A 23,472-nucleotide genomic window follows, 5' to 3' on the forward strand; every position below is an offset into this window, starting at 1 on the left:
TTAACGCAGGCGTACGGCAGCGCTGACGGCAGCACCGAAAATCTCGGCCACCTGATCGATCTGAATTGCGGTGATGATCAGCGGGGGCAGGAAGCGAATGACGCTGGAATGACGGCCACCGACCTCAATGATCAGCCCGCGTTGCAGGCACTCACGCTGAATCTTCGACGCCAGTTGGCCGTTCTGCGGGAAGCGGCCCAGCGTGTCCGGACGGCCTTCGGGGTCGACCATTTCCACGCCCAGCATCAGGCCCATACCACGCACATCACCCATTTGCGGGTAATCCTTCTGCAACGCGCGCAGGTGACCGCTCAGCCGTTCGCCCATGGCAGCGGCGTGTAGATCCAGTTGTTGTTCGCGCACGATGCGCAACGTGGTGGCGCCGGCGACCATCGCCAACTGGTTGCCGCGGAAGGTCCCGGCATGGGAACCCGGTTTCCAGACGTCCAGCGACTTGTTGTAGACCACCACCGCCATCGGCTGGCTGCCGCCGATGGCCTTGGACAGCACCAGCACATCCGGGACGATACCGGCGTGCTGGAAGGCGAACGGTTTGCCGGTACGGGCCACGCCACACTGAATCTCGTCGAGGATCAGCGGCACGCCTGCGTTCTGGGTGATGCGGCGAATTTCCCGCAGCCAGTTGGCGGACGCAGGCACCACGCCGCCCTCCCCTTGCAACGTTTCGAGAATCATCCCGGCCGGTGGCAGCACGCCGCTTTCCGGGTCGGTGAGCTGATTTTCGATGTAATGCAGGCCGATGCGTTCGCCCGCTTCACCGCCGACACCGAAGGGGCAGCGGTAGTCGTAGGGGAACGGCAAAAATTGCGCGTTCGAGGCCAGGCCATCCAGATAAATCTTCGGCCCCAGGTTGCCCATCAGCCCCAGCGCGCCTTGGGTCATACCGTGATAGGCACCGTGGAACGCCATCAGGTTGCTGCGCCCGGTGGCGGTGCGCACCAGTTTCAGCGCCGCTTCTACCGCGTCGGTGCCCGCCGGGCCGCAGAACTGGATGCGCGCGTCCTTGGCGAACTCGGGCGGCAGCAAGGCGAACAGTTCGTTGATGAACTCGTCTTTCGCTTCGGTCATCAGGTCCAGCGTGTGCAACGGACGCTGACCGTCCAGCAGGCTGCGCATCGACTGCACCACTTCCGGGTGGTTGTGCCCCAGCGCCAGCGTGCCCGCCCCGGCCAGGCAATCGATGAACCAGCGCCCTTCGCTGTCCTGCACATGAATGCCCTGGGCGCGCTTGAGTTCCAGTGGAATGCGTCGCGGGTAGCTGCGCGCGTTGGACTCCACCGACGCCTGGCGCTCCAGACGCGGGGTCGGCGCGAACTGGTAGTGGGCGTTGGCCAGTGCGGCCTCCGGGTTCAGCTCTTTGATCGACGTCACGTTCTGTTGACTATGCATATTCCTGCTCCTGGAAATCGTGGGACTGAGGGCGTTCGTTGACTTGCGCGAGGGCCTCGGCAAGTTGAGTGATGAACTGCTGATCACGGACGATCGAGAGGTGGTCGGCATCGATCCAGGCCGAAACCTGCATGCGCCCACCCATGCCCTGCTCCAGTAGAGCCGGTGCGTTTTCGTTATTTTCCGGGGACCGCTCGGCCCACCAGGCGTACACCGGCACGCTGAGGGCAGGGATGTCCCGGCATTGGTTGGCCAGTTGACGCATGTGGCGCTCGACGCCGAGCAACTGCTGCCAGTGCTCATCGCCTTCTTCTGAATCCGCATCGATTTGAGGTCGAGGCGCGTTGTCCGGCACCGGTGGACGAGGCTGGCCCGCGCCCGGCACGTAGCCGTCGATCAGGCCGACGAATGCCACGCGTTTGCCCAGACGGGTCAGCAGACGAGCCATTTCCAGCACCATCGTGCCGCCCATGGACCAGCCGATCAGGCGATACGTCCCCGAAGGCTGGTGCTCCAACAGCGCCTTGACGTAATCCCGGGCCATCTGTTCGATGGAGGTGTCGCGCCATTGGCCGTCCAGCACCTGACGGTTCTGAATGCCCCACACGTCCCACTGCGTCGACAACCGGCGCGCCAGAGCGTAGTAACCCACCACCGTTCCACTGACCGGGTGCACGCAGAACACCGTTGGCTTCTCACTGACGCCCGTGCTCAGGCGAATCAGCGGATTCGGTGCGCCCTGGCTGCGTATGGCCTGTGCCGGTGTCACGTTGCCTACGGGCAGGCCGTCCAGCAGCTCGATCAACGCGGCGCGGTAAGCCGCTTGCAGGCGTTCGATGGACTGGCGCTGGTAACGCTGACCACTGAAGCGGAAGGTCAGCCCCAGTTTTCCAGCGAACACCTGGCCGTTGATTTCCAACTCGCGGTTCAGCGGTGTGGACGGATCCACCAACGCACCGGCGCTCACCTTCGACGGCGCGAAACGGCCATCGCCCAGATCCTGATCGAACTGGCCGAGGTAGTTGAACACCACTTTCGGCTCCGGCAGCGCCGCCAGTTGCTCGCGCACCCGCTCATGGCCCAGATAACGCAGCAGGCCAAAACCGACACCCTTGTCAGGCAAGCCACGCACCACGGCACGCACCTGCTCGACGGTCTGTTTGATGTCGCTCGCTGCCTCGACCCGCACCGGGAACAAGCTAGTGAACCAACCCACAGTGCGGCCGACGTCCAGACCTTCAGCCAACGCCTCACGGCCATGACCTTCCAGCGCCACCAGGTTGTTGGTCTGGCCAGTCCAGCCACTGAGGGCCTGGGCCAGCGCCGCCAGCAGGATTTCATCCATGCGCGCATTCAGCGCGGCAGGGGCTTCACGCAGCAGGCGATGGGTCAGGTCGGCGTCCAGCAACAGTTCGCACTGGTCGAGATCCTGCTGGGTCCCACGGCCTTGGGCGTTGTCCACCGGCCAGACGCCCTCTTCTTGCCCGATCAGCGTCAACCACTGTGCGGTTTCGGCTTCCCGTTCAGGAGCCTGCGCCGCCTGCACCAGATACTGCGCCCAACGCTGATAGCTGCTGGATTTCGGCCCCAGATTCACCGGAGTCTCCGACGCCAGTTGCGTGTAGGCACGGGACAGGTCTTCCAACAACACGCGCCACGACACACCGTCCACCACCAGGTGATGGGCCACCAGCAACAGACGCTGGTTCTGGCTCTGATTCTGATTGCCAGCCATCTGCGCCAGTACCAGCCGCAACAGCGGGCCGTTCTCCAGATCGAGGCTGCGCTGGGCCTGTTCGCAGAGTTCAGTCAGCGTCTGATCATCCGCGACATCGCGAACCCATAGCCCATCCGTTGCAGGCGTTTCGCGATAGGTCTGTGCCCAGCCCTGCTCGCCTTGCGAACGGAAGCTCAGGTTCAGACCGTCGTGATGACGCAGCACGGCGTCCAGCGCTCGGGCCAGCAGCGGCGCCTCCACCGGGCGCTGCACCTCCAGCAACAACGCCTGGTTGAAGTGCGCGCGGTTGGCCATCGGCTGCTCGAAGAAATGCGCCTGAATCGGGGTCAGCGCCACCGCGCCGTGCGGCGTCTCTTCGATCACTTCGGCACTGGCCTCGACCACCGTCAGACGCAGCGCGAGGTCTTTCAGCCGAGGGTGGCTGAACACGTCCTTGGGCAGCAGTTTCAGACCGACCTGACGCAAGCGAGTGATCACCGCCAAGGATTGGATCGAGTCGCCACCCAGCTCGAAGAAGCTGTCGCGACGGCTGACGCCTTCAATGCCCAGCAGGTGTTGCCAGACCTTGGCCAACTGCTCTTCGCGCTCGCCCTGCGGTGCTTCGAACGCCTGATTGCCCATCTGCGGATCCGGCAACGCGTTGCGGTCCAATTTGCCGTTCGGCAACTGCGGGAGGCGCTCCATCACGACAATGTGCGCAGGCACCATGTACTCCGGCAACGTGTTGCCCAGTTGTTGCTTGAGGCTGTCTTCGTTAATGCCGCTGCCTTCGACATCGCCGCCGACATAGCCGAGCAAGCGTTTGCCGCTTGGGCTGTCGCGGACGATCACCAGCGCTTCACGCACGCCTTCGCAACCCTTGAGCGCCGCCTCGATTTCACCGGCCTCGATGCGAAAGCCACGAATCTTGATCTGGTGGTCGATACGGCCCAGGTATTCCAGCAAGCCTTCGCTGTTCAAACGCACGCGGTCGCCACTGCGGTAGATGCGCTCACCCGGACGGAACGGGTGCGGCAGGAAGCGTTCGGCGGTGGCGCCGGGACGGTCCAGATAACCCCTTGCAACCGCCCCACCCAGATACAGCTCACCGGCCAGACCCTGCGGCAGCGGGTTCAAGTCCGCGTCCATCACGTAGCCTTGGCGATCACCCACCAGATCACCAATCGGCGCATAAGCGGTGGTGAAATCAGCCGTTTCCGCCGAAGCCAGCCACAAGGTAGGCGTGACCACGGTTTCGGTCGGGCCGTAGCCGTTGATGATCCACAGCGGCTGCAAGTTGCGAATCACGTCGTGCAGCATTTCGCGGCTGAAGGCTTCACCGGCGAAGCAGTAGGTTTTCACCCCAGGCCCCTTGCCTTGCAAACCGGCCCAGTCGGACAACTGACGCAGGTAGCTCGGCGGGAACGAGGCCACGGTGATGCCTTCGCGGATCAGCGTGTCGTAGGTCTGCTCCACGCTCCACAGCTCCTGATCACGCAGCACCACACGGGCGCCGTAACACATCGGCATCATCCAGCCTTCGTGAGCGCCGTCGAAGCTGATCGACAGGAAGTGGAATTTGCGATCTTCATGCGTGAAGCGGTAGCGCTCGCCGATGGTCTGGATGTGCATCGAAATATCGCCATGGGCGATGGCCGCGCCTTTTGGCTTGCCGGTCGAACCCGAGGTGTAGATCAGGTAGGCCAGTTGCTGCGGATGAATCACCACGTCCGGCGCGGTGTGTGGCTCGTTGGAGGCATCGAGTTGATCCAGATTGAGCAACGGCACTTCGCCCACCGGCACGCGGTTCAGCGCTGCGTCGTGGGAGATCAGCAGTTTCACGCCACCGTCTTCGAGCATGTAGCGCAGGCGCTCGGTCGGGTAATCCGGGTCCAGCGGGATGTACGCGCCACCGGCTTTCAGCACCGCCATGAATGACAGCCACAAATCGACGCCACGTTCCATGGCAATCGCCACCCGCACTTCGGTGCCGATGCCACGAGCGCGTAAGGCGTGGGCGAGCTGATTGGCGCGGCGATCAAACTCGGCGAAGGTCAGGCGTTGTTCGCCGTGCACCAGCGCAATCGAGTCCGGACGCAGGCGTGCGTGGTCAGCAATCAGTTCGTGAATCGGGCGATCCACGTACGGCGAGAACGGTGGCGTGTTCCACTGATCCAGCGCCGCCAGATCGGCCTCACTGAGCAATGGCAGGTCACCAATCGCGGTCTGGGGCTGTGCGCACACGGCGTTCAGCACGGTGAGCAACTGGCCGTACAGACGCTCCACGGTGGAAGCGTCGAACAGGTCGGTCGCGTAGTCGAGGTAGCCACTGATGCGACCGTCCTGATGCTCGAACGTGCCCAGCACCAGATCGAACTGCGCGCCCTTAATGTCCCACTGCTGCGCCTCGCAGCTCAGGCCGTCGAATTGCAGCAGCGACATGTCCGGTTGCTGCTGATGGTTGTAGCTGACCTGGAACAGCGGGTTGACGCTCAGACTGCGCGCCGGCTGCAGCGCTTCCACCAGTTGCTCGAACGGCAGGTCCTGATGAGCATGGGCGCCCAGCAGGTTGTTTTTGACCTGCGCCAGCAATTGACTGAACGGCTGATCGCCGCTGACCTGCGCACGTAGCACCAGGGTGTTGACGAAGAAGCCGATCAACCCTTGGGTTTGCAGCTCGGCACGCCCAGCCACCGGCACGCCGATGCGCAGATCGCGCTGGCCGCTCAGGCGGTACAACAGGGTGTCGAAGGATGCCAGGAACAGCATGAACAGCGTGGCGTCCTGCGCCCGCGCCGTCTGCCGCAGCTTGTCGGCCAGCGCCTGTGGCAACACGAACGCATGGCGCCCGCCCTGACCATCGCGCTCGGCAGGCCGTGAACGGTCGGCAGGCAGTTCCAGCACCGGATGTTCATCGCCCAACGCCTCGCGCCACCAGTTCAACTGACGCTCACGCTCTTTACCGCTGAGCACCTTTCGCTGCCAGATCGCGTAGTCGGCGTAGTGCACGCTTAGGCTTGGCAGACTGGCGTCTTCGCCTTGAGAGAAAGCGCGATAGAGCGCGGCGAAGTCTTCCAGCATGACCTGCACCGACCAGCCATCGGAGATGATGTGGTGCATGCACAGCAGCAGGCGCCACTGATCCTCGGCCACGCGCACCAGCGCCACACGCCACGGCGCGCACTCGGCATCCAGATCGAACGGTTGGTTCATGAAGGCATGGGCCAGTTCGCTGAAATCAGCCTCGACATCGGCACTGTCGCGCAGGTCATGCCGCGCCATCTTCACACTGCTCACCGGCAGAATGCGTTGCAGCGGAATGCCCTGCTCGCCCGGCCGGAAGCAGGTGCGCAGGCTTTCGTGACGGGCCGCCAGCGCGTCGAAGCTGCGCTGCAAGGCGTCGAGCTGCAACGCGCCGTTCAGGTGAAGCACACACGGCAGGTTGTACGCCGCGCTGTCCGGCTCCAGTTGCGCAAGGAACCACAGACGCTGTTGCGCGAACGACTGCGGTGCGACGCTCTGCTCGCTGCGGGGCAGCAAAGCTGGCAACGCCGCACGCTCGGCACGGGTGCTCAGGTACTGGGCGAGATCGGCCAGCACCGGCGCATCGAACAAGGCGCGCAACGGCAACTCCAGCGCGAGGTCGCGACGGACCTGCGCCACCAGTTGAATCGCCAGCAGCGAATGCCCGCCGAGTTCGAAGAAGTTGTCACGGCGCCCGATCTGCTCAACACCGAGCAAGTCTTGCCACAGGGCCGCCAGTTCGCGTTCGACGCCCTCCAGCGGCGCTTCGAAATCACGCTGTTGTACGTGCGGCTCGGGCAGGGCCTTGCGGTCGAGCTTGCCGTTGGCTGAGAGCGGAAACTTGTCCAGCGTGACCAAGTGAGCCGGGACCATGTAGTCCGGCAGGCGCTGTTTCAGTTGGGTTCGCAGTTGCTCTTCGTCGAACGCCTCGGCAACCAAATAGGCTACGAGCTGCATGCCGGTGGCGAGTTGACGGGCGACTACGACCGCTTCGCTCACCGACGGATGATCCAGCAACGCCGATTCGATCTCGCCGATTTCTACACGCAGGCCACGCAGTTTGATCTGGTGATCGAGACGACCCAGATAGTCCACCTCGCCGTCAGCACGCCAGCGCGCCAGGTCGCCGGTGCGATACAGGCGCTCGCCATTGCCAAACGGGCTGGCGACGAAGCGCTCGGCCGTCAGGCCCGGACGCTGGTGATATCCACGGGCCAGGCCGTCGCCGCCGATGTACAACTCGCCCGGCACGCCAATCGGCTGCGGGTTCAGGCGGCTGTCAAGGATGTGAATTTGTAGGTTGGCAATCGGGCGGCCAATCGGCACCGATGCACCCGGCTCGTTGACGCAGGTCCAGTGGGTGACGTCGATGGCCGCTTCGGTCGGGCCGTAGAGGTTGAACAATCCTGCGTTTGGCAGGCGCTGCAGGGTTTCACGAGCGAGGTCGGCAGGCAGGGCCTCGCCAGAGCAGACGATGCGTTTCAGCGAGGTACAGCCAGACAGGTCGTCCTGCGCCATGAAGGCCGCGAGCATCGACGGCACGAAGTGCAGCGTGGTGATTTGGTGTTGTTCAATCAAGGCGGTCAGCAACGCCGGATCGCGATGATCCCCAGGCTGGGCCATGACCAGGCGCGCCCCGACCATCAGCGGCCAGAAGAACTCCCACACCGAGACGTCAAAGCTGAACGGCGTCTTTTGCAGCACGGCATCAGTGGCGTCGAGTTGATAGGCATCCTGCATCCACGCCAAACGGTTGAACAACGCGGCATGGGTGTTGCCTGCGCCTTTCGGTTTCCCGGTCGAACCCGAGGTGTAAATCATGTAGGCCAGTTGTTCAGGGTGAATCTCCACAACCGGCGCGGTGACGGGCTGATCATCCAGCGCAAGACGGTCGAGGTTCAGCACCTGCAAGCCTTCGATCACAGGCAGGTCGTCGATTACTGGATCGTGACTCAACAGCAAACCAATCCCGGCGTCTTCGAGCATGTAGCGCAAGCGGTCCACCGGGTATTCCGGGTCCAGCGGCACGTACGCAGCGCCCGCCTTCACTATCGCGTACAAGGCCACGACCATTTCCACGGAGCGCAGCGTCGCCACGCCGACCAGCGATTCACGGCCCACGCCCTGAGCGCGCAGGTAATGCGCGAGTTGGTTAGCACGTTGATCCAGTTGCTGATAGCTCAACATTTGGTCGCCACAACGCAGCGCTTCACGCTCAGGGTGCAGTGCAGCCAGACGCTCGAAATGGCGATGCACGACCGGCGTTTCAGCCGACCATTCACGAGCCGTGTCATTGACCAACGCCAATTGCGCGCGGTCCTTCAGGTCCAGCACGTCGAAATCGCCAATCGCTGCGTCAGGCTGTTCCAGCAACTGCGCAAACAACTGCACGAAGCGGCCATGCAAACGCTCGATGCTGGCGTGGTCGAACAGGTCGGTGGCGTAATTCCACGACCCGCCCCACGCGCCGTTGGCGTCCTCATGGGTGTTCAGCGCCAGATCGAACTGGCTGCTGCCGTCGTCCAACGGCAGGATTTCAGCCTGCACGCCGGGCAAGGCCAGTTGGTCGAACGCGCGCTGCTGGTGGTCGTACGCCACCTGGAACAGCGGGTTGTGGCTCATACTGCGTTCAGGTTGCAGCGCTTCGACCAGTTGCTCGAACGGCAGGTCCTGATGGGCCTGGGCGCCTAGGGTTCTGGCTTTGGCCTGCTCCAGCACCTCACGGAAGGTTTGCTCAGCAGAGACCTCGGCCCGCAGCACTTGAGTGCTGACGAAGAAGCCGATCAGGCCTTCCACTTCCAGACGCGAACGCCCGGCAATCGGCACGCCGATGCGCAGATCGTTCTGCCCGCTCAGGCGATGCAGCAGTACTTGATACGCCGAGAGCACCGCCATGAACGGCGTGACGCCCTGGGACTTGGCGAAGCCGCGCAGACGCTCGCTGAACGCGGCATCGAAGGCGAACAGCAGACGATCACCCTGATAGCTTTGCTGCGCCGGACGCGGACGGTCAGTCGGCAGTACCAGCACCGGATGGTCGTCACCCAGTTCCTCGCGCCAATAGCGCAGTTGCCGCTCGGCTTCCCCCGCCGCCAGCCAGTCGCGCTGCCAAGCGGCGAAGTCGGCGTACTGCACCGGCAACTCGGCCAGTTGCGCGGCACGGGCTTCCACGGCAGCGCCGTACAGCTCGCTGAACTCCCGCAGCAGCACGCGAACTGACCAGCCGTCCGAAATCATGTGGTGTAGGCACAGCAGCAGGCGCTGTTCGTTTGCCGTCACACGCACCAGCGCCACGCGCCAAACCGGGCTGTGGGACAGGTTGAACGGACGCTGGACGAAGCCTTGCGCCAGTGCATTGAACGTGGCTTCAACGTCATCTTCAGCGCTGATGTCCAGACGTTCGATCTCGACCGAACGCGCAGCCTCGATCTTCTGCAACGGAATGCCTTCACCGGCCATGAACCGGGTACGCAACACTTCGTGGCGTGCAGTCAGCGCGTCGAAAGCGCTCTGCAAGGCCGCTTCGTTCAGCTCGCCAATGAAACGCACGGCCCCCGGCAGGTTGTAGGTGTGGCCGCCCGGTTGCAGTTGGTCGAGGAACCACAAGCGTTGTTGAGCATAAGACTGCACCGCTTGCGTGGCATGACGTGGGGTCAGTTCAAGCTGCTGCGCAGGCGTTTCCAGTTGTGCGACGCGCTGAGCAAAGTCCGCCAGGCGCGGCGCTTCGAACAGTGCGCGCAGCGGCACGCTGAGGCCGTGCTCATGGCGCAGACGCGAGATCAGTTGCATCGCCAGCAGCGAGTGGCCGCCGAGTTCGAAGAAGTGATCGTTGCGCCCCACGGCGTCGATGCCCAGCAACGGCTGCCACAGTGCGGCGAGTTGTTGTTCCAGCGCGGTTTGCGGCGCATGGTAGTCGCTGGAGCTGATCTGTGGATCTGGCAGCGAATTGCGGTCCAGCTTGCCGTTGGGCAGCTGTGGCAGGCGCGCCATGACGATGATGTGCGCCGGAATCATGTGCTCCGGCAGGGTCACTTTGAGCTGCTGTTTGATCTGCTCGTCGTTGAGGTCGTTACCGCCGACGTAGCCCAATAGCTGCTTGCCGTTCGCCCCGTCACGCACAATGACCAGCGCCTCACGCACGCCTTCACAGCCTTTCAGCGCCGCTTCGATTTCACCGGCCTCGATGCGGAAACCACGAATCTTGATCTGGTGGTCGATACGGCCCAGGTACTCCAACAGACCTTCGCTGTTCAAACGCACGCGGTCGCCGCTGCGGTAGAGGCGTTCGCCCGGACGGAACGGGTGCGGCAGGAAGCGCTCGGCGGTCGCACCCGGACGGTCCAGGTAACCCCGTGCCACGGCGCCACCGAGATAAAGTTCACCGGCCAGGCCTTGCGGCAGCGGGTTCAAATCCGCGTCCATCACGTAGCCTTGGCGATCACCCACCAGATCACCAATCGGCGCATAAGCGGTGGTGAAATCAGCCGTTTCCGCCGAAGCCAGCCACAACGTCGGCGTGACCACGGTTTCGGTCGGGCCATAGCCGTTGATGATCCACAGCGGCTGCAAGTTGCGAATCACGTCGTGCAGCATTTCGCGGCTGAAGGCTTCACCGGCGAAGCAGTAGGTTTTCACCCCCGGCCCCTTCCCTTGCAAGCCCGCCCAGTCGGACAACTGGCGCAGGTAGCTCGGCGGGAAGGATGCGACGGTGATGCCTTCACGAATCAACGTGTCGTAGGTCTGCTCGACGCTCCACAGCTCCTGATCACGCAGCACCACACGGGCGCCGTAACACATCGGCATCATCCAGCCTTCGTGGGCGCCGTCGAAGCTGATCGACAGGAAGTGGAACTTGCGATCTTCCGGGGTGAAGCGGTAGCGCTCGCCGATGGTCTGGATGTGCATCGAAATATCGCCATGGGCGATGGCCGCGCCTTTGGGCTTGCCGGTCGAACCCGAGGTGTAGATCAGATAGGCCAGTTGCTGCGGATGAATCACCACGTCCGGTGCCGTGACCGGTTCGTTGGCCACGTCCAGTTGATCCAGATTGAGCAACGGCACGTCGCCCACCGGCACGCGGTTCAGCGCAGCATCGTGGGAAATCAGCAGCTTCACGCCGCCGTCTTCGAGCATGTAGCGCAGGCGTTCGGTCGGGTAATCCGGGTCCAGCGGAATGTACGCCCCGCCCGCCTTCAGCACGGCCATGAACGACAGCCACAAATCGACACCGCGCTCCATGGCAATCGCCACCCGCACTTCGGTGCCGATGCCCCGCGCACGCAAGGCGTGGGCGAGCTGATTGGCGCGGCGATCAAACTCGGCGAAGGTCAGGCGTTGTTCGCCGTGCACCAACGCAATCGAGTCCGGACGCAGGCGTGCGTGGTCAGCAATCAGTTCGTGAATCGGGCGGTCCACGTACGGCGAGAACGGTGGGCGGTTCCAGGCGTGAATCTCGCAAAGGTCCTGCTCGGTCAGCATCGACAGTTCGCCGATGCGCGCCTCAGGGAAGCGGCAGATGCCGTCCAGCAGCGCCTGGAAGTGGCCGCACAGGCGTTCGATCTGCCCGGCGCTGAACACGTTGCTGTGGTAGTTGACGTGGATATGGGCTTTTTCACCCGCCACCACGGCCAGGCTCAACGGGTAATGGGTCTTGTCGCTCAGTTCGACCGAGCCCAGCTTTATAGGGTTGGGGTTGACACCTCCGTCCCGTTTCTCACGCAGCACGTCGTCCACCGGGTAGTTTTCGAACACCACCAGGCTGTCGAACAGGTCACGCCCGGCATGCCCGGCGTAGCGCTGGGCTTCGAACAGCGGCGTGTGTTCGTGTTCACGCAGTTCCAGGTTGTGGGCCTGCAGGTCGTTGAGCCAGTCGCCGACCTTCTGTTGCGCGTCTGGCGCCTGCACCAGCGGCAAGGTGTTGATGAACAGGCCGAGCATGCGCTCAATGCCCGGCACCTGAGCCGAACGGCCCGACACCGTGGCACCGAACGCCACGCGCTTCTGCCCGGTGTAGCGCTGCAACAGCAGCACCCACACCGCTTGAATCAGGGTGTTGGCGGTCACGCGCTGACGGCGTGCGGCGCTGTTGAGCAGCGCGCTGTCCAGATCCATCGATTTGACCAGCACCTGCGTCGGCAGCGGCTCGCCGGTAGCAGACGTTGGCGCGGTCAACGCAGTGGCCATCAAAGTCGGCTGCTCGAAACCGGCCAGATGGGTTTGCCAGAACTGCGCGCTCTGTTCGGCGTCGCGGCTCAGCAGCCATTCGACGTAATCGCCGTAATGCCCGGCAGGCATCGGCGCAATGTCGGACATCGCTGCCTGAATCACTTCGCCCAACACCGCCGCACTGCTCCAGCCGTCGAGCAGGATGTGGTGGAAGGTCCACACCAGTTTCCACAGGGTCTCGCTCTGGCGCACCAGCAATACCCGCATCAGCGGGGCGTCGTGCAAGTTGAACGGCGTTTCCCGCTCAGCGGCCAGCACGTCGGCCAAGGCTTGATCACCGTGGCGCAGGTCCAGTTCGCGCACCTGCAACGCCGCATCGCGACGAATCAGTTGCACCGGTTGCTGAGTGCCGCTCAGGCGCAGGAACGAAGCGCGCAGGATCGGATGGCGCTGCACGGCGGCGGTCCATGCGGCCTTGAAGCGGGCCAGCGGCAGGTGGTCGATGTCCAGCGCGACCTGGTTGATGTACAGATCGCGGGCAGCATCCGCACTGTGGCTATCCGCAAGTTCGCTGTGAAACAGCAGGCCCTGTTGCATCGGTGTCAGCGGGTAAAGCTGTTCAATGTCGCGCGCCGCAACGGGCAGCGCGTCCAGTTGCGCCTGGGTCGGCGCCAGCGCCGGGAAGTCCGACGGGGTAACCGCCGAACGGCTGCGGCAGTGAGCGATGAGCGCGTCCAGCGCTTCGCCGTACGCGTCCAGCAGGCGTTGAATGGACGCCGCTTCGTGACGTTCGCCGCTGTAGCTGCAGGTCAGGCTGAACTGGCCGTCACGCACTTGCGCGTCGATGGACAACTCGCAGGCCATCGGCGCGTCGGCGGCGCGCTGGTTGCCGCTGCTTTCGGTCGCCAGGTTGAACAGGCCACTGCTGTTCTGCACGCGGCCCATGTAGTTGAACAGCACGCAGCCATCCAGCGCTGGCAGCGCTTCGCCGCGCAGATGACGCAGCAGGCCGTAGCCCACCCCGCCATGGGGCACGGCGCGCAGGGTTTCTTTGGTGTGTTTGAGGGCAGCGTCGAGGTCGTCATCCGCATGCAGGCTGACCGGGTACAGGCTGGTGAACCAACCCACGGTGCGCGACGGGTCGAAGCCGTCGAACAGGTCTTCGCGGCCATGGCCTTCCAGCGCAATCAACGCGCGAGGCTCGCCGCTCCACTGGCGCATGGCGCGGGTCAATGCCGTCAGCAGCAGGTCGTTGATCTGCGTGCGATACGCCGCCGGGGCCTCGTTGAGCAACGCTTGCGTGCGCTCGGCATCCAGTTGCAGGTGCAACTGCTGCACTGCGCCTTGCTGCGATGTGCCCTTGGGGTGGGCGCAAGGTAATTGGGCTGCGGCGGGCAGGCTTCGCCAGTAATCGGCTTCGGCCAGCACGGCGTCGCTGTAGGCGAAGTCCAGCAGACGATTGGCCCAGCGCTGGAACGACAGGCCCTTCTCGCCCAGATCGACGGTCAAACCTGCCTGCGCCTGAACGTAGGCGTTGTGCAGGTCTTCCAGCAGCACGCGCCACGACACCCCGTCCACCACCAGGTGATGGACCACCAGCAGCACGCGCTCGCTGCCATCGGCCAGCGTGAAATGCACGGCGCGCAGCAGCGGGCCTTCTTTCAAATCAAGGCTGGCTTGAGCCTCGCCACAGGCTTGAGTGAGTTGGGCCGCGTTGACTTCGCGCTGCCACAGCACGCCTTCAGCGCTTTCCTCTGCGCGATAACGCTGCTGCCAGTGGCCGTTGTCCTGCTGCACGAAACCCATGCGCAGCGCGTCGTGATGGTTAATCAGCGCCTGCAACGCCTGCGCCAGTGCCGGGGCTTCCAGCGCTTCGCTCGGGGTCAGCAGCAGCGACTGGTTCCAGTGGCTGCGACGGCGCATCGGTTGTTCGAAGAACCAATGCTGGATCGGCGTCAGCGGGATGTCACGGTTGAATTCGACACGCGCCAGGGCGGCGGTTGCATCGCGGTTGACCAACTGGACAACTTGGGCGACCTGCGCCAATTCGGCGATGGTCTGGCGTTCGAACATCTGCCGAGGCGACAGCTGAATCCCCCGTTTCTTGGCGCGGGAGATGATTTGCAGGCTGAGGATGGAATCGCCGCCCAGCGCAAAGAAATTGTCCTGCCGACCGACTTGCGCTACGCCAAGCAGGTCTTGCCATAAGGCGGCCAGTTCGCTCTCGACGCCCTCCAGCGGTGCCTCGAAATCACGTTGCTGCACCTGCGGTTCAGGCAGGGCCTTGCGGTCGAGCTTGCCATTGGCTGAGAGCGGAAACTTGTCCAGCGTGACCAAGTGGGCCGGGACCATGTAGTCCGGCAGGCGCTGTTTCAGTTGGGTGCGCAACTGTTCTTCGTCGAACGCTTCAGCAACCAGATAGCCCACGAGCTGCATGCCGGTGGCCAACTGACGAGCCACCACAACCGCTTCGTTGATCGCAGGATGATCCAGCAGCGCCGATTCGATCTCACCGATTTCCACGCGCAGACCGCGCAGTTTGATCTGGTGGTCGAGACGACCCAGATATTCCACTGCGCCGTCAGCACGCCAGCGCGCCAGGTCGCCGGTGCGGTACAGGCGTTCACCCTTGCCGAACGGGCTGGCCACGAAGCGCTCGGCGGTCAGGCCCGGACGCTGGTGATATCCACGGGCCAGGCCGTCGCCGCCGATGTACAACTCGCCCGGCACGCCAATCGGCTGCGGGTTCAGGCGGCTGTCAAGGATGTGAATTTGTAGGTTGGCAATCGGGCGGCCAATCGGCACCGATGCACCCGGCTCGTTGACGCAGGTCCAGTGGGTGACGTCGATGGCCGCTTCGGTCGGGCCATAAAGGTTGAACAAGCCCGCATTCGGCAGGCGCTGCAAGGTGTCCCGTGCAAGGTCCGCAGGCAGGGCTTCGCCAGAGCAGACGATGCGTTTCAGCGAGGCACAGCCGGATAAATCGTCCTGCGCCATGAAGGCCGCAAGCATCGACGGCACGAAGTGCAGCGTGCTGATCTGGTGTTGTTCGATCAACGCGGTCAGAAGCGCAGGGTCGCGATGATCACCCGGTTGGGCCATGACCAGACGCGCGCCGACCATCAGCGGCCAGAAGAACTCCCAGACCGACACGTCAAAGCTGAACGGCGTTTTTTGCAGCACGGCGTCAGTGGCGTCGAGTTGATAAGCGTCCTGCATCCACGCCAAACGGTTGAACAGCGCGGCGTGGGTATTGCCTGCGCCTTTCGGTTTCCCGGTCGAACCCGAGGTGTAAATCATGTAGGCCAGTTGTTCAGGGTGAATCTCCACAACCGGCGCTGTGACCGGCTGATGATCCAATGCCAGATGGTCGAGGTTCAGCACCTGCAAGCCTTCTATAACAGGCAAGTCGCTGATCACCGCGTCGTGGCTCAACAGCAGGCCAATCCCCGCGTCTTCCAGCATGTAGCGCAGGCGATCCACGGGATATTCAGGGTCCAGCGGCACATAAGCAGCGCCCGCCTTCACCGCGGCGTACAGCGCGATGACCATTTCCACGGAACGCAGCGTCGCCACGCCCACCAGTGACTCACGGCCCACACCTTGAGCACGCAGGTAATGCGCGAGTTGGTTAGCACGCTGATCCAGTTGCTGATAGCTCAACACCTGATCGCCACAACGCAGCGCTTCACGCTCCGGATGCAGTGCAGCCAGACGCTCGAAATGGCGATGCACGACCGGCGTTTCAGCCGACCACTCACGACTCGTGTCGTTGACCAACGCCAACTGAGCCCGGTCCTTCACATCCAGCACGTCGAAATCGCCAATCGCAGCGTCAGGCTGTTCCAGCAGTTGCGCGAACAACTGCACGAAGCGGCCATGCAAGCGCTCGATGCTGCGGGCGTCAAACAGGTCGGTGGCGTAATTCCAGTTGCCCGCCAGCTCACCGGCGGCGTTTTCCCAGGTGTGCAGGGCCAGGTCGAATTGCGCGCTGCCGCTGTCCAGCGGCATCAGGGTCGCGCTCAGGCCGGGCATCAATTGCAGCGCTTCGTCCTGGCGCTGCTGATGGTTGTACAGCACCTGAAACAGCGGGTTGTGGCTCAGGCTGCGCTCAGGGGCCAGGGCGTCCACCAATTGCTCGAATGGCAAATCCTGATTGGCCTGCGCGCCTTGGGAGGTCAGGCGTACGGTGTCGATGATCTGGTTGAAGGTGGCGTCGGCCGTGACCTCGTCACGCAGAATCTGGGTGTTGACGAAGAAGCCGATCAACCCCTCGGTTTCAGCCCGTTGACGGCCGGCAATCGGCACGCCGATACGCAGGTCGGTCTGGCCGCTGAGCCGTTGCAGCAACACTTGGTAGGCGGCGAGCATCACGGTGAACAGGGTCACGCCACGCTGTTTCGCCACCTCGCGCAGGCGGGCAGCCAGCGCGCTGTCGAAGCTGAACGGCAGGCGCGCGCCGCGATAGCTCTGGCGCGCCGGACGTGGACGATCAGCAGGTAATTCCAGTACCGGCGGCTCGTCGCCCAATTGCTGTTTCCAATAATCCAGTTGGCGGTCGCCCTCACCGGCTTCCAGGCAAGCGCGTTGCCACAGGGCCACGTCGGCATAGCTCAACGGCAGCGCCGGGAGCGCCGAATCGTCGCCTTCAAGCGCCGCGCGATAGGCTTGTACGAAGTCCAGCAACAGCACTTGAATCGACCAGCCATCGGCAATGATGTGGTGCAGGCAGACCAGCAGCACATGGTCGTCCACGGCGCGTTTAACCAGAGCCACCCGCCACAACGGGCCTTGTGCGAGGTCGAACGGGCGACGGGCGAATTCATCGGCCAGGCGTTGCTGCTCAACGTCATCGGCGGCGTTCAGTTGCTCGAACGGCATCGCCTGAGACGTCAGAACCACCTGTTGCGGCGTGCCGTCTTCAGCGCTGTCGAACACCGTGCGCAGGCTGGCGTGGCGCTCGGCGACACGGGCAAATGCCCGTTGCACGGCGGCCACGTCCAGCGTGCCTTTCAGGCGCAGGGCGCCCGGCAGGTGATAGGTGCTGTTGCCCGGCTCCAGTTGTTCGAGAAACCACAGACGCTGCTGAGAAAAGGAGGTCGGACTGCGCTCGCCAGCCACACCGGACGGGATTGGCAAGGCCGACGCGTCCAGCCCCTGCTCACGCAACTTGCCCAGAAACACCCGGCGCTGCACCGCGCCGAGGCTGAGGAAGCGGGTGGCCAGTGCCAGCAGCTTGCTGTGCGAAGTCATGCTCGGTTGCGACATCAGTTGCTTTCCTCCAGCTCATTCATTAACTCGTCCAGCGCATCGAGGCGGTCGAGCGTCAGGGTCTGCCCCTGCAAGGTGTCGATCAGGGCGGCCTGTGCAGCGACGGTGGTGGCCTCGAAGGCTTGCGCCAACGGAATGCTCACGCCCAAGCGCTCGCGAATGCGCGACAACAGCCGTGTCGCCAGCAGCGAGTGCCCACCCAGTTCAAAGAAGTTGTCGTCGCGACCGACCCGCTCGACGTTCAGCAGGCCCTGCCAGAGTTCGGCGAGGATTTCCTCGCGTTCGCCCTGTGGCGCTTCGAAGTGACGCGCCTGCACGGTCGGCGCAGGCAAGGCCTTGCGGTCCAGCTTGCCATTGGCGTTGCGCGGCAGGCGCTCCAGCAGCATCACGTGGGCCGGAACCATGAACGCAGGCAGTTCTTGACCCAGCGCGGTCTTGAGCACGTCGATGGACAGCGCTTGCTGAGCCTCGGCAACCACATAGGCCACCAATTGCGGGCCGTGGGCGGTGGGTTGCGCGCTGACCACGGCGTCGTGCACCGACGGTTGCGCCAGCAGCACGTTTTCGATTTCGCCCAGCTCGATGCGCTGGCCGCGAATCTTCACCTGGAAGTCGGCGCGACCGACGTACTCCAACGCACCCTCGGCGTTCCAGCGCGCCAGGTCGCCGCTGCGGTACAGGCGTGCGCCCGGCTCACCAAACGGATCCGGCAGGAAGCGTTCAGCGGTCAGGCCCGGACGCGCCGCGTAGCCACGCCCTACCCCGATACCACCGATGTACAGCTCACCCACCACTCCCGGCGCCGCCAGTTGCAGGCTGGAATCCAGCACGTACAGGCGGTTATTGTCGGTCGGGCGACCAATCGGCATGTTGGCCTTGGCAGCCGGTGCAGCCGTCAGGGTGTGCAGGGCCACGTCGTCGGCGCATTCGGCCGGGCCGTAGGCGTTGACCAGCGGCACGTTCGGGTAGCGGTTGAACCAGCGCGCAGCCAGGTCCACGGTCAGTGCTTCACCGGTTGGCAGCAACCAGCGCAGCGCGTCGAGCTTGTGCGGCGCGACGGCGAGCATGCCGTCGATCACCGCCGGTACGCACTCCAGCACACTGACCTGATTGGCCACCACTTCTTCCAGCAGGCGTTGCGAGTCATGCACCACAATGTCCGGCAGAATTTCCACGCGCCCGCCAAACAGCGGTGCCGTCAGGAATTGCCACACCGAAATGTCGAAACCGGTGGCGGCGGTCTGGGCGATCACGTCCCCCTCGCCCAGACGTAGGTACGGCAGCTTGGACATCTGGTTGTTGAGCATGCCGCGCTGGTTGACCATCACCCCTTTCGGCTCGCCCGTGGAGCCCGAGGTGTAGATCACGTAAGCCAGTTGTTCGGCGCTGACGTAGCGACCCGGATTGTCATCACGGCCGTTCGCCAACAGGTCTTCCAGAATCAGCAGTCGCGGCTTGTTGGTCTCGATCCCTTGAAGAATGGCTTCGACGTGCACGAGGCAATCCCGTGGCGTCAGCAACACAGGCGCCGCGCTGCTGACCAGCATCCGCGCACTGCGCCCCGCCGGATGACGATCGTCCAGCGCGAGGTAGGCACCACCGGCCTTGAACGCACCGATGATCATGCTCAGCAGCGGCAGGCCACGCGGCGCGAACAGCGCCACCACGTCATCGCCCTGCACACCCGCTGCAATCAGGCCGTGGCCGATGCGGTTGGCATCGCGATTCAACTGGTCGTAGCTCAGGCTCTGGCCCTGGCAACGCGCGACCTCCCGCGACGGATGCGCCTGCACGCGGGACTCGAAACGCTCCAGATAGCTGATCTCGTACCAGTGCTTCTGCACCGGCCCTTCACCGTAGCCCAGCAGTTGCGTGCGCTCGGCCTGCTCCAGGACCTGCAACTGGTCGAGGGTCTGCTGCGGGTTGTCGATCAGTTGCGACAGCAGGCGGCGGAAATGCCCGACCAGCGTTTCCATGTCGGTGTCGTTGAAGTGGCGGGTGTCGTAGGTCAACTGCAATTGCAGCGATTCGCCTGGCAGCAACACCACGGTCAACGGGTAGTTGGTGTGGGTGCGGTTGGCCAGTGGATTGATCCGGTATTCGTTCACGGCCTGCTGAACCTCGGCGCCCAACGGAACGTTTTCAAAGACGAACAGGCTGTCGAACAGCGGTTGGCCACGGGGGGTGTCGGCCAGCAACTGGATGTCCGCCAGCGACATGTGCTCGTGCTGACGCATCTCGGCGTTCTGCGCCTGCAACGCGTTGAGCAACTCCAGCGCCGAGGCGCCCATGCCCGGACGCTGAACCCGCAGCGGCAGCGTGTTGATGAACAGGCCTAGGGCGCCTTCGATCCCCTCCAGTTCGGTCGGACGACCCGCGACCGTGACGCCGAACAGCACTTCTTCGCGGTCGGCATGACGCATCAGCAACAAGGCCCAGGCCGCCTGCACGAAGGTGTTGGCGGTCAGGCGATGCTGCCGGGCCTGATCGGCCAGTTTCGTGGTCTGCGCATTGCCGAGGGCCAGGGTCACGTCGCGCATTTGCGGCTCGCCGTGAGGGCTGTGGCGATACGGCAACGGCGTGACGTCGGTGAAACCGGCCAGCGCCTGACGCCAGTAGTCGCGGCTGACGGCTTCGTCTTGCTCGGTGAGCCAGGCGAGGAAGTCACGATACGGACGTGCGGCAGGCAGGCTGACGTGACGCCCGTCGAGGAACGCCCGGTAATGGGCGAAGAACTCGGTGAGCATCAGGCCCCGGCACCAGGCGTCGATCAGGGCGTGGTGGTGGCTCTGCACGATGCGGAAATCCGCTTCGCCGAACTTCACCAGGCGCAGACGCAGCAGTGGCGCACGGGCGAAATCAAAGCCCTGCTCCCGTTCGGCGGCCAACACTTCTTCCAACTCGGCCTCGGCGGCTTCACGGGACAAGTGACTGAGGTCGATCAGTTGCGCAGGCGACGGCACGCGGCGCATGACCACCTGACGCTGCACCCCGCTTTCCAACCCGTGGAACGCGCTGCGCAGGGCCGGATGACGTTGCACCACTTGCTGCCAGGCGAACTTGAACGCTTCGAAATCCACCGCGCTGCCGACCTCGTACTGGTCTTGCATCAGGTAGATGCCGTTGCCGCGCTCCAGCAGACTGTGCAGCAGAATGCCCTGCTGCATCGGCGCCAGCGGCAGGATGTCTTCAATCTCCCGCGCCGGGATCGCCAGCGCGTCCAGTTGCGCCTGGTTGAGACCGGCCAGCGGGAAGTCCGAAGGGGTCAGACCGGCGTTGTGTTCGTCGCTGCAATGGGCAATCAGTTTCACCAGTTGCTCGCGATACAGCGCCACCAGTTGCTCGATGCTTGCGCGGCTGAAGCGCTCGGTGCTGAAGGTCCAGTCCAAGTGCAACTGGCCATTGCGCACCTGGCCATCGACCGTCAACGCGTTGGCCAGCGGGCCTTGCGGATCGCGCAAATGTTCGAGGGTCTGGCTGGACAGCGAGAACAGCGCACCCTCGGCGTCGTCAAAACGGCCCAGGTAGTTGAACGTCACGCCCTGTCCCACCAGTTCGGGCAGGTCAGCCTTGGACAGGTATTTGAGGACGCCGTAGCCCAAGCCTTTTTCCGGCACGGCGCGCACCGCTTCCTTGACCGTTTTCAGGGTGGCGATGGCATCGTCGCTGGCATCCAGTGCCAGCGGGTACAGACTGGTGAACCAACCGACGCTGCGGCTCAGATCCAGCGCGCTTGCGGCAGTTCCAGCGACGTTCTCACGGCCATGGCCTTCAAGGCTGATGACGTGACGACGGCGCCCGGTCCATTGCCACAACGCCTGAGACAACGCCGCCAGCAGCAGATCGTCGATGCGGGTGCGATAGGCCGCAGGCGCCTCGCTGAGCAGACGGCGAGTGTCTTGCGCATCAAGGGTCAGGCTGACGCTCTCGCTCGCGCCGATCAGGCTTTGAACCGAGGAGTCCCCCGGCAGGCAGGCATCGGCGGCAGCAAAGCCTTGCCAGTGCGGCAATTGCGCGGCCAAGGCCGGGCTGCGTGCGAGGTCTTGCAGCGCGTGCGACCACGTCTGGAAGCTCGCGGTTTTCTCGGCCAGCGCCATGTTTTGCCCGGCGGCCAGACGGCTGTAGGCGTGTTGCAAGTCTTCCAGCAGCACGCGCCACGACACGCCATCGACGGCCAGGTGATGAATCGCCAGCAACAAGCGGCCTTCGCCCGACGGCAGGCGCGCATGCACCACGCGCAGCAACGGCCCGGTTTCTATGTTGAGGCTGCGCTGGGCTTCATCGCTCAGCGACGCGAGGTCTTCTTCACGGGTCAGCTCGCAGGTCCACAGCAGGCGCTCGACGTTTTCGCTGTCGCGATAACGTTGCAGCCACTGCCCGTCGTCACCCTGGTGGAAGCTCAGGCGCAGGCTGTCGTGCTGCGCCAGCAGCGCGCTGAGGACCTGCTGCAACAGCGTGGTGTCCAACGCGTTCGGCAGGTTGAGCAACAGTGACTGGTTCCAGTGGGAACGCTGGGCCACCGGCAAGGCAAAGAAGCGCGCCTGAATTGGCGTCAGGGCAAAATCGCGAGGCGCAACCGGCGCTGCAACGGCTGCGGCAGCGGGCTTGGCTTCCGCGACCACGGCCACTTGCGCCAGCTCGGCAATGGTCTGTTTCTCGAACAATTGCTTGGGCGTCAGTCGGATGCCCTGACGGCGGGCACGGGCGATGATCTGCAAGCTGAGGATCGAGTCGCCGCCCAAGGTGAAGAAGTTGTCGTGACGACCGACCGCTTCGACGTTCAGGGCCTTCTCCCACAATGCAGCGAGGGTCGCTTCAACACCGTCGTGCGGGGCTTCGAAGCTCTGCGACACCACCTGCGGCGTCGGCAGTGCGGCGTGGTCGAGCTTGCCGTTGGCGGTGACCGGGAAAGCCTCCAGCGTCAACACGTGGCTCGGCACCATGTAGTCCGGCAGGCTGTCGGCCAGTTGCGAGCGCAGGGCCTCGCCATCGACCGATGCGCCCTTGGCGATCAGCGCATAGGCGATCAACTGACCACGATCATCGACCCGCACATGGGCGTCGCGCAGGCCATCGAGTTGACGCAGACGCTGGGCGATCTCACCCAACGCCACGCGATAGCCGCGCACCTTGACCTGATCGTCGGCACGGCCGAGGAACTGAATCTGCCCGTCAGCCAGCAAACGCGCACGGTCGCCGCTGCGGTACAGGCGACGGCCATTGCCGCTCGGATCGGGGATGAACACCGCGGCGATCATGGCCGGACGGTCGTGATACCCCCGCGCCAGACCGGGGCCGCCGATGTACAGCTCGCCGACGTCGCCCTGCACCACCGGCTCCAGTTGTTCGTTGAGGATCAACGCCGATGCGTTGGGCAACGGACGACCAATCGGCGCGCTATCGCCTGTCGCGAAAGCCTCACCCAACTCATTGCTCAGCACGCCAACCGTGGTCTCGGTCGGGCCGTAATGGTTGATCACACGGCACGCAGGCTTCAGGCGCTTGACCTGCGCCACCAGTTCCCATGGCAGCGCATCGCCGCCCAGAATCAGCGCGTGCTCGGGCAGCACGTCAGCGGCACGGGCGGCCTGCAACAGACCGCTCAAATGCGTCGGCACGATCTTCAGCACGCCGACGTTGTGCTCGGCCATGTAAGCGGCAAAACGGTCGGCGTCGTTGGTGCGATCCGGGCTGATGAGGTGCAGTGTGCGCGCCGAACACAACGCGCCAAACAGCACGGTATGGCCCAGATCCGCGCCCACAGTGGAGACCATGGCCATGCTCGCGTCAGCCGCGAAGTCCACGCGCTTGAGCAGGCCCTGAACGTAATCGGCCAGTGCAGCGTGACTGATGACCACCCCTTTTGGCGTGCCGCTGGTGCCCGA

General features: G+C 64.0%; 3 protein-coding genes (1 of these 3 running past the window's edge). All 3 read right to left on the reverse strand.

Translation table 11 applies throughout. The annotated features are described in order from the left end of the window. Tightly spaced (each overlapping or abutting the next), the 3 genes in view from ACI5GA_RS04655 to ACI5GA_RS04665 form a layout consistent with a single transcriptional unit that may run on beyond the window. A complete protein-coding gene (locus ACI5GA_RS04655) occupies positions 1-1,410 on the reverse strand; it encodes an aspartate aminotransferase family protein (protein ID WP_421421939.1) in 1,410 nt (469 codons plus the stop codon). Further along, a complete protein-coding gene (locus tag ACI5GA_RS04660; protein ID WP_421421941.1) occupies positions 1,403-17,584 on the reverse strand; it encodes a non-ribosomal peptide synthase/polyketide synthase in 16,182 nt (5,393 codons plus the stop codon). The genes ACI5GA_RS04655 and ACI5GA_RS04660 overlap by 8 nt, the downstream gene beginning before the upstream one ends. After that, positions 17,584-23,472 carry the 3' portion of an amino acid adenylation domain-containing protein gene (locus ACI5GA_RS04665; protein WP_421421943.1) on the reverse strand. 3,843 nt of this gene lie beyond the right edge of the window, so only the last 5,889 of its 9,732 coding nucleotides appear in the window; its start codon lies off the right edge, out of view — the gene reads right to left on this strand; its stop codon occupies positions 17,584-17,586. Before ACI5GA_RS04665 ends, ACI5GA_RS04660 begins: the two co-directional genes overlap by 1 nt.

Origin of the sequence: Pseudomonas sp. Pseu.R1 (genome assembly GCF_045764065.1) — a bacterium.
Classification (GTDB): Bacteria; Pseudomonadota; Gammaproteobacteria; order Pseudomonadales; family Pseudomonadaceae; genus Aquipseudomonas.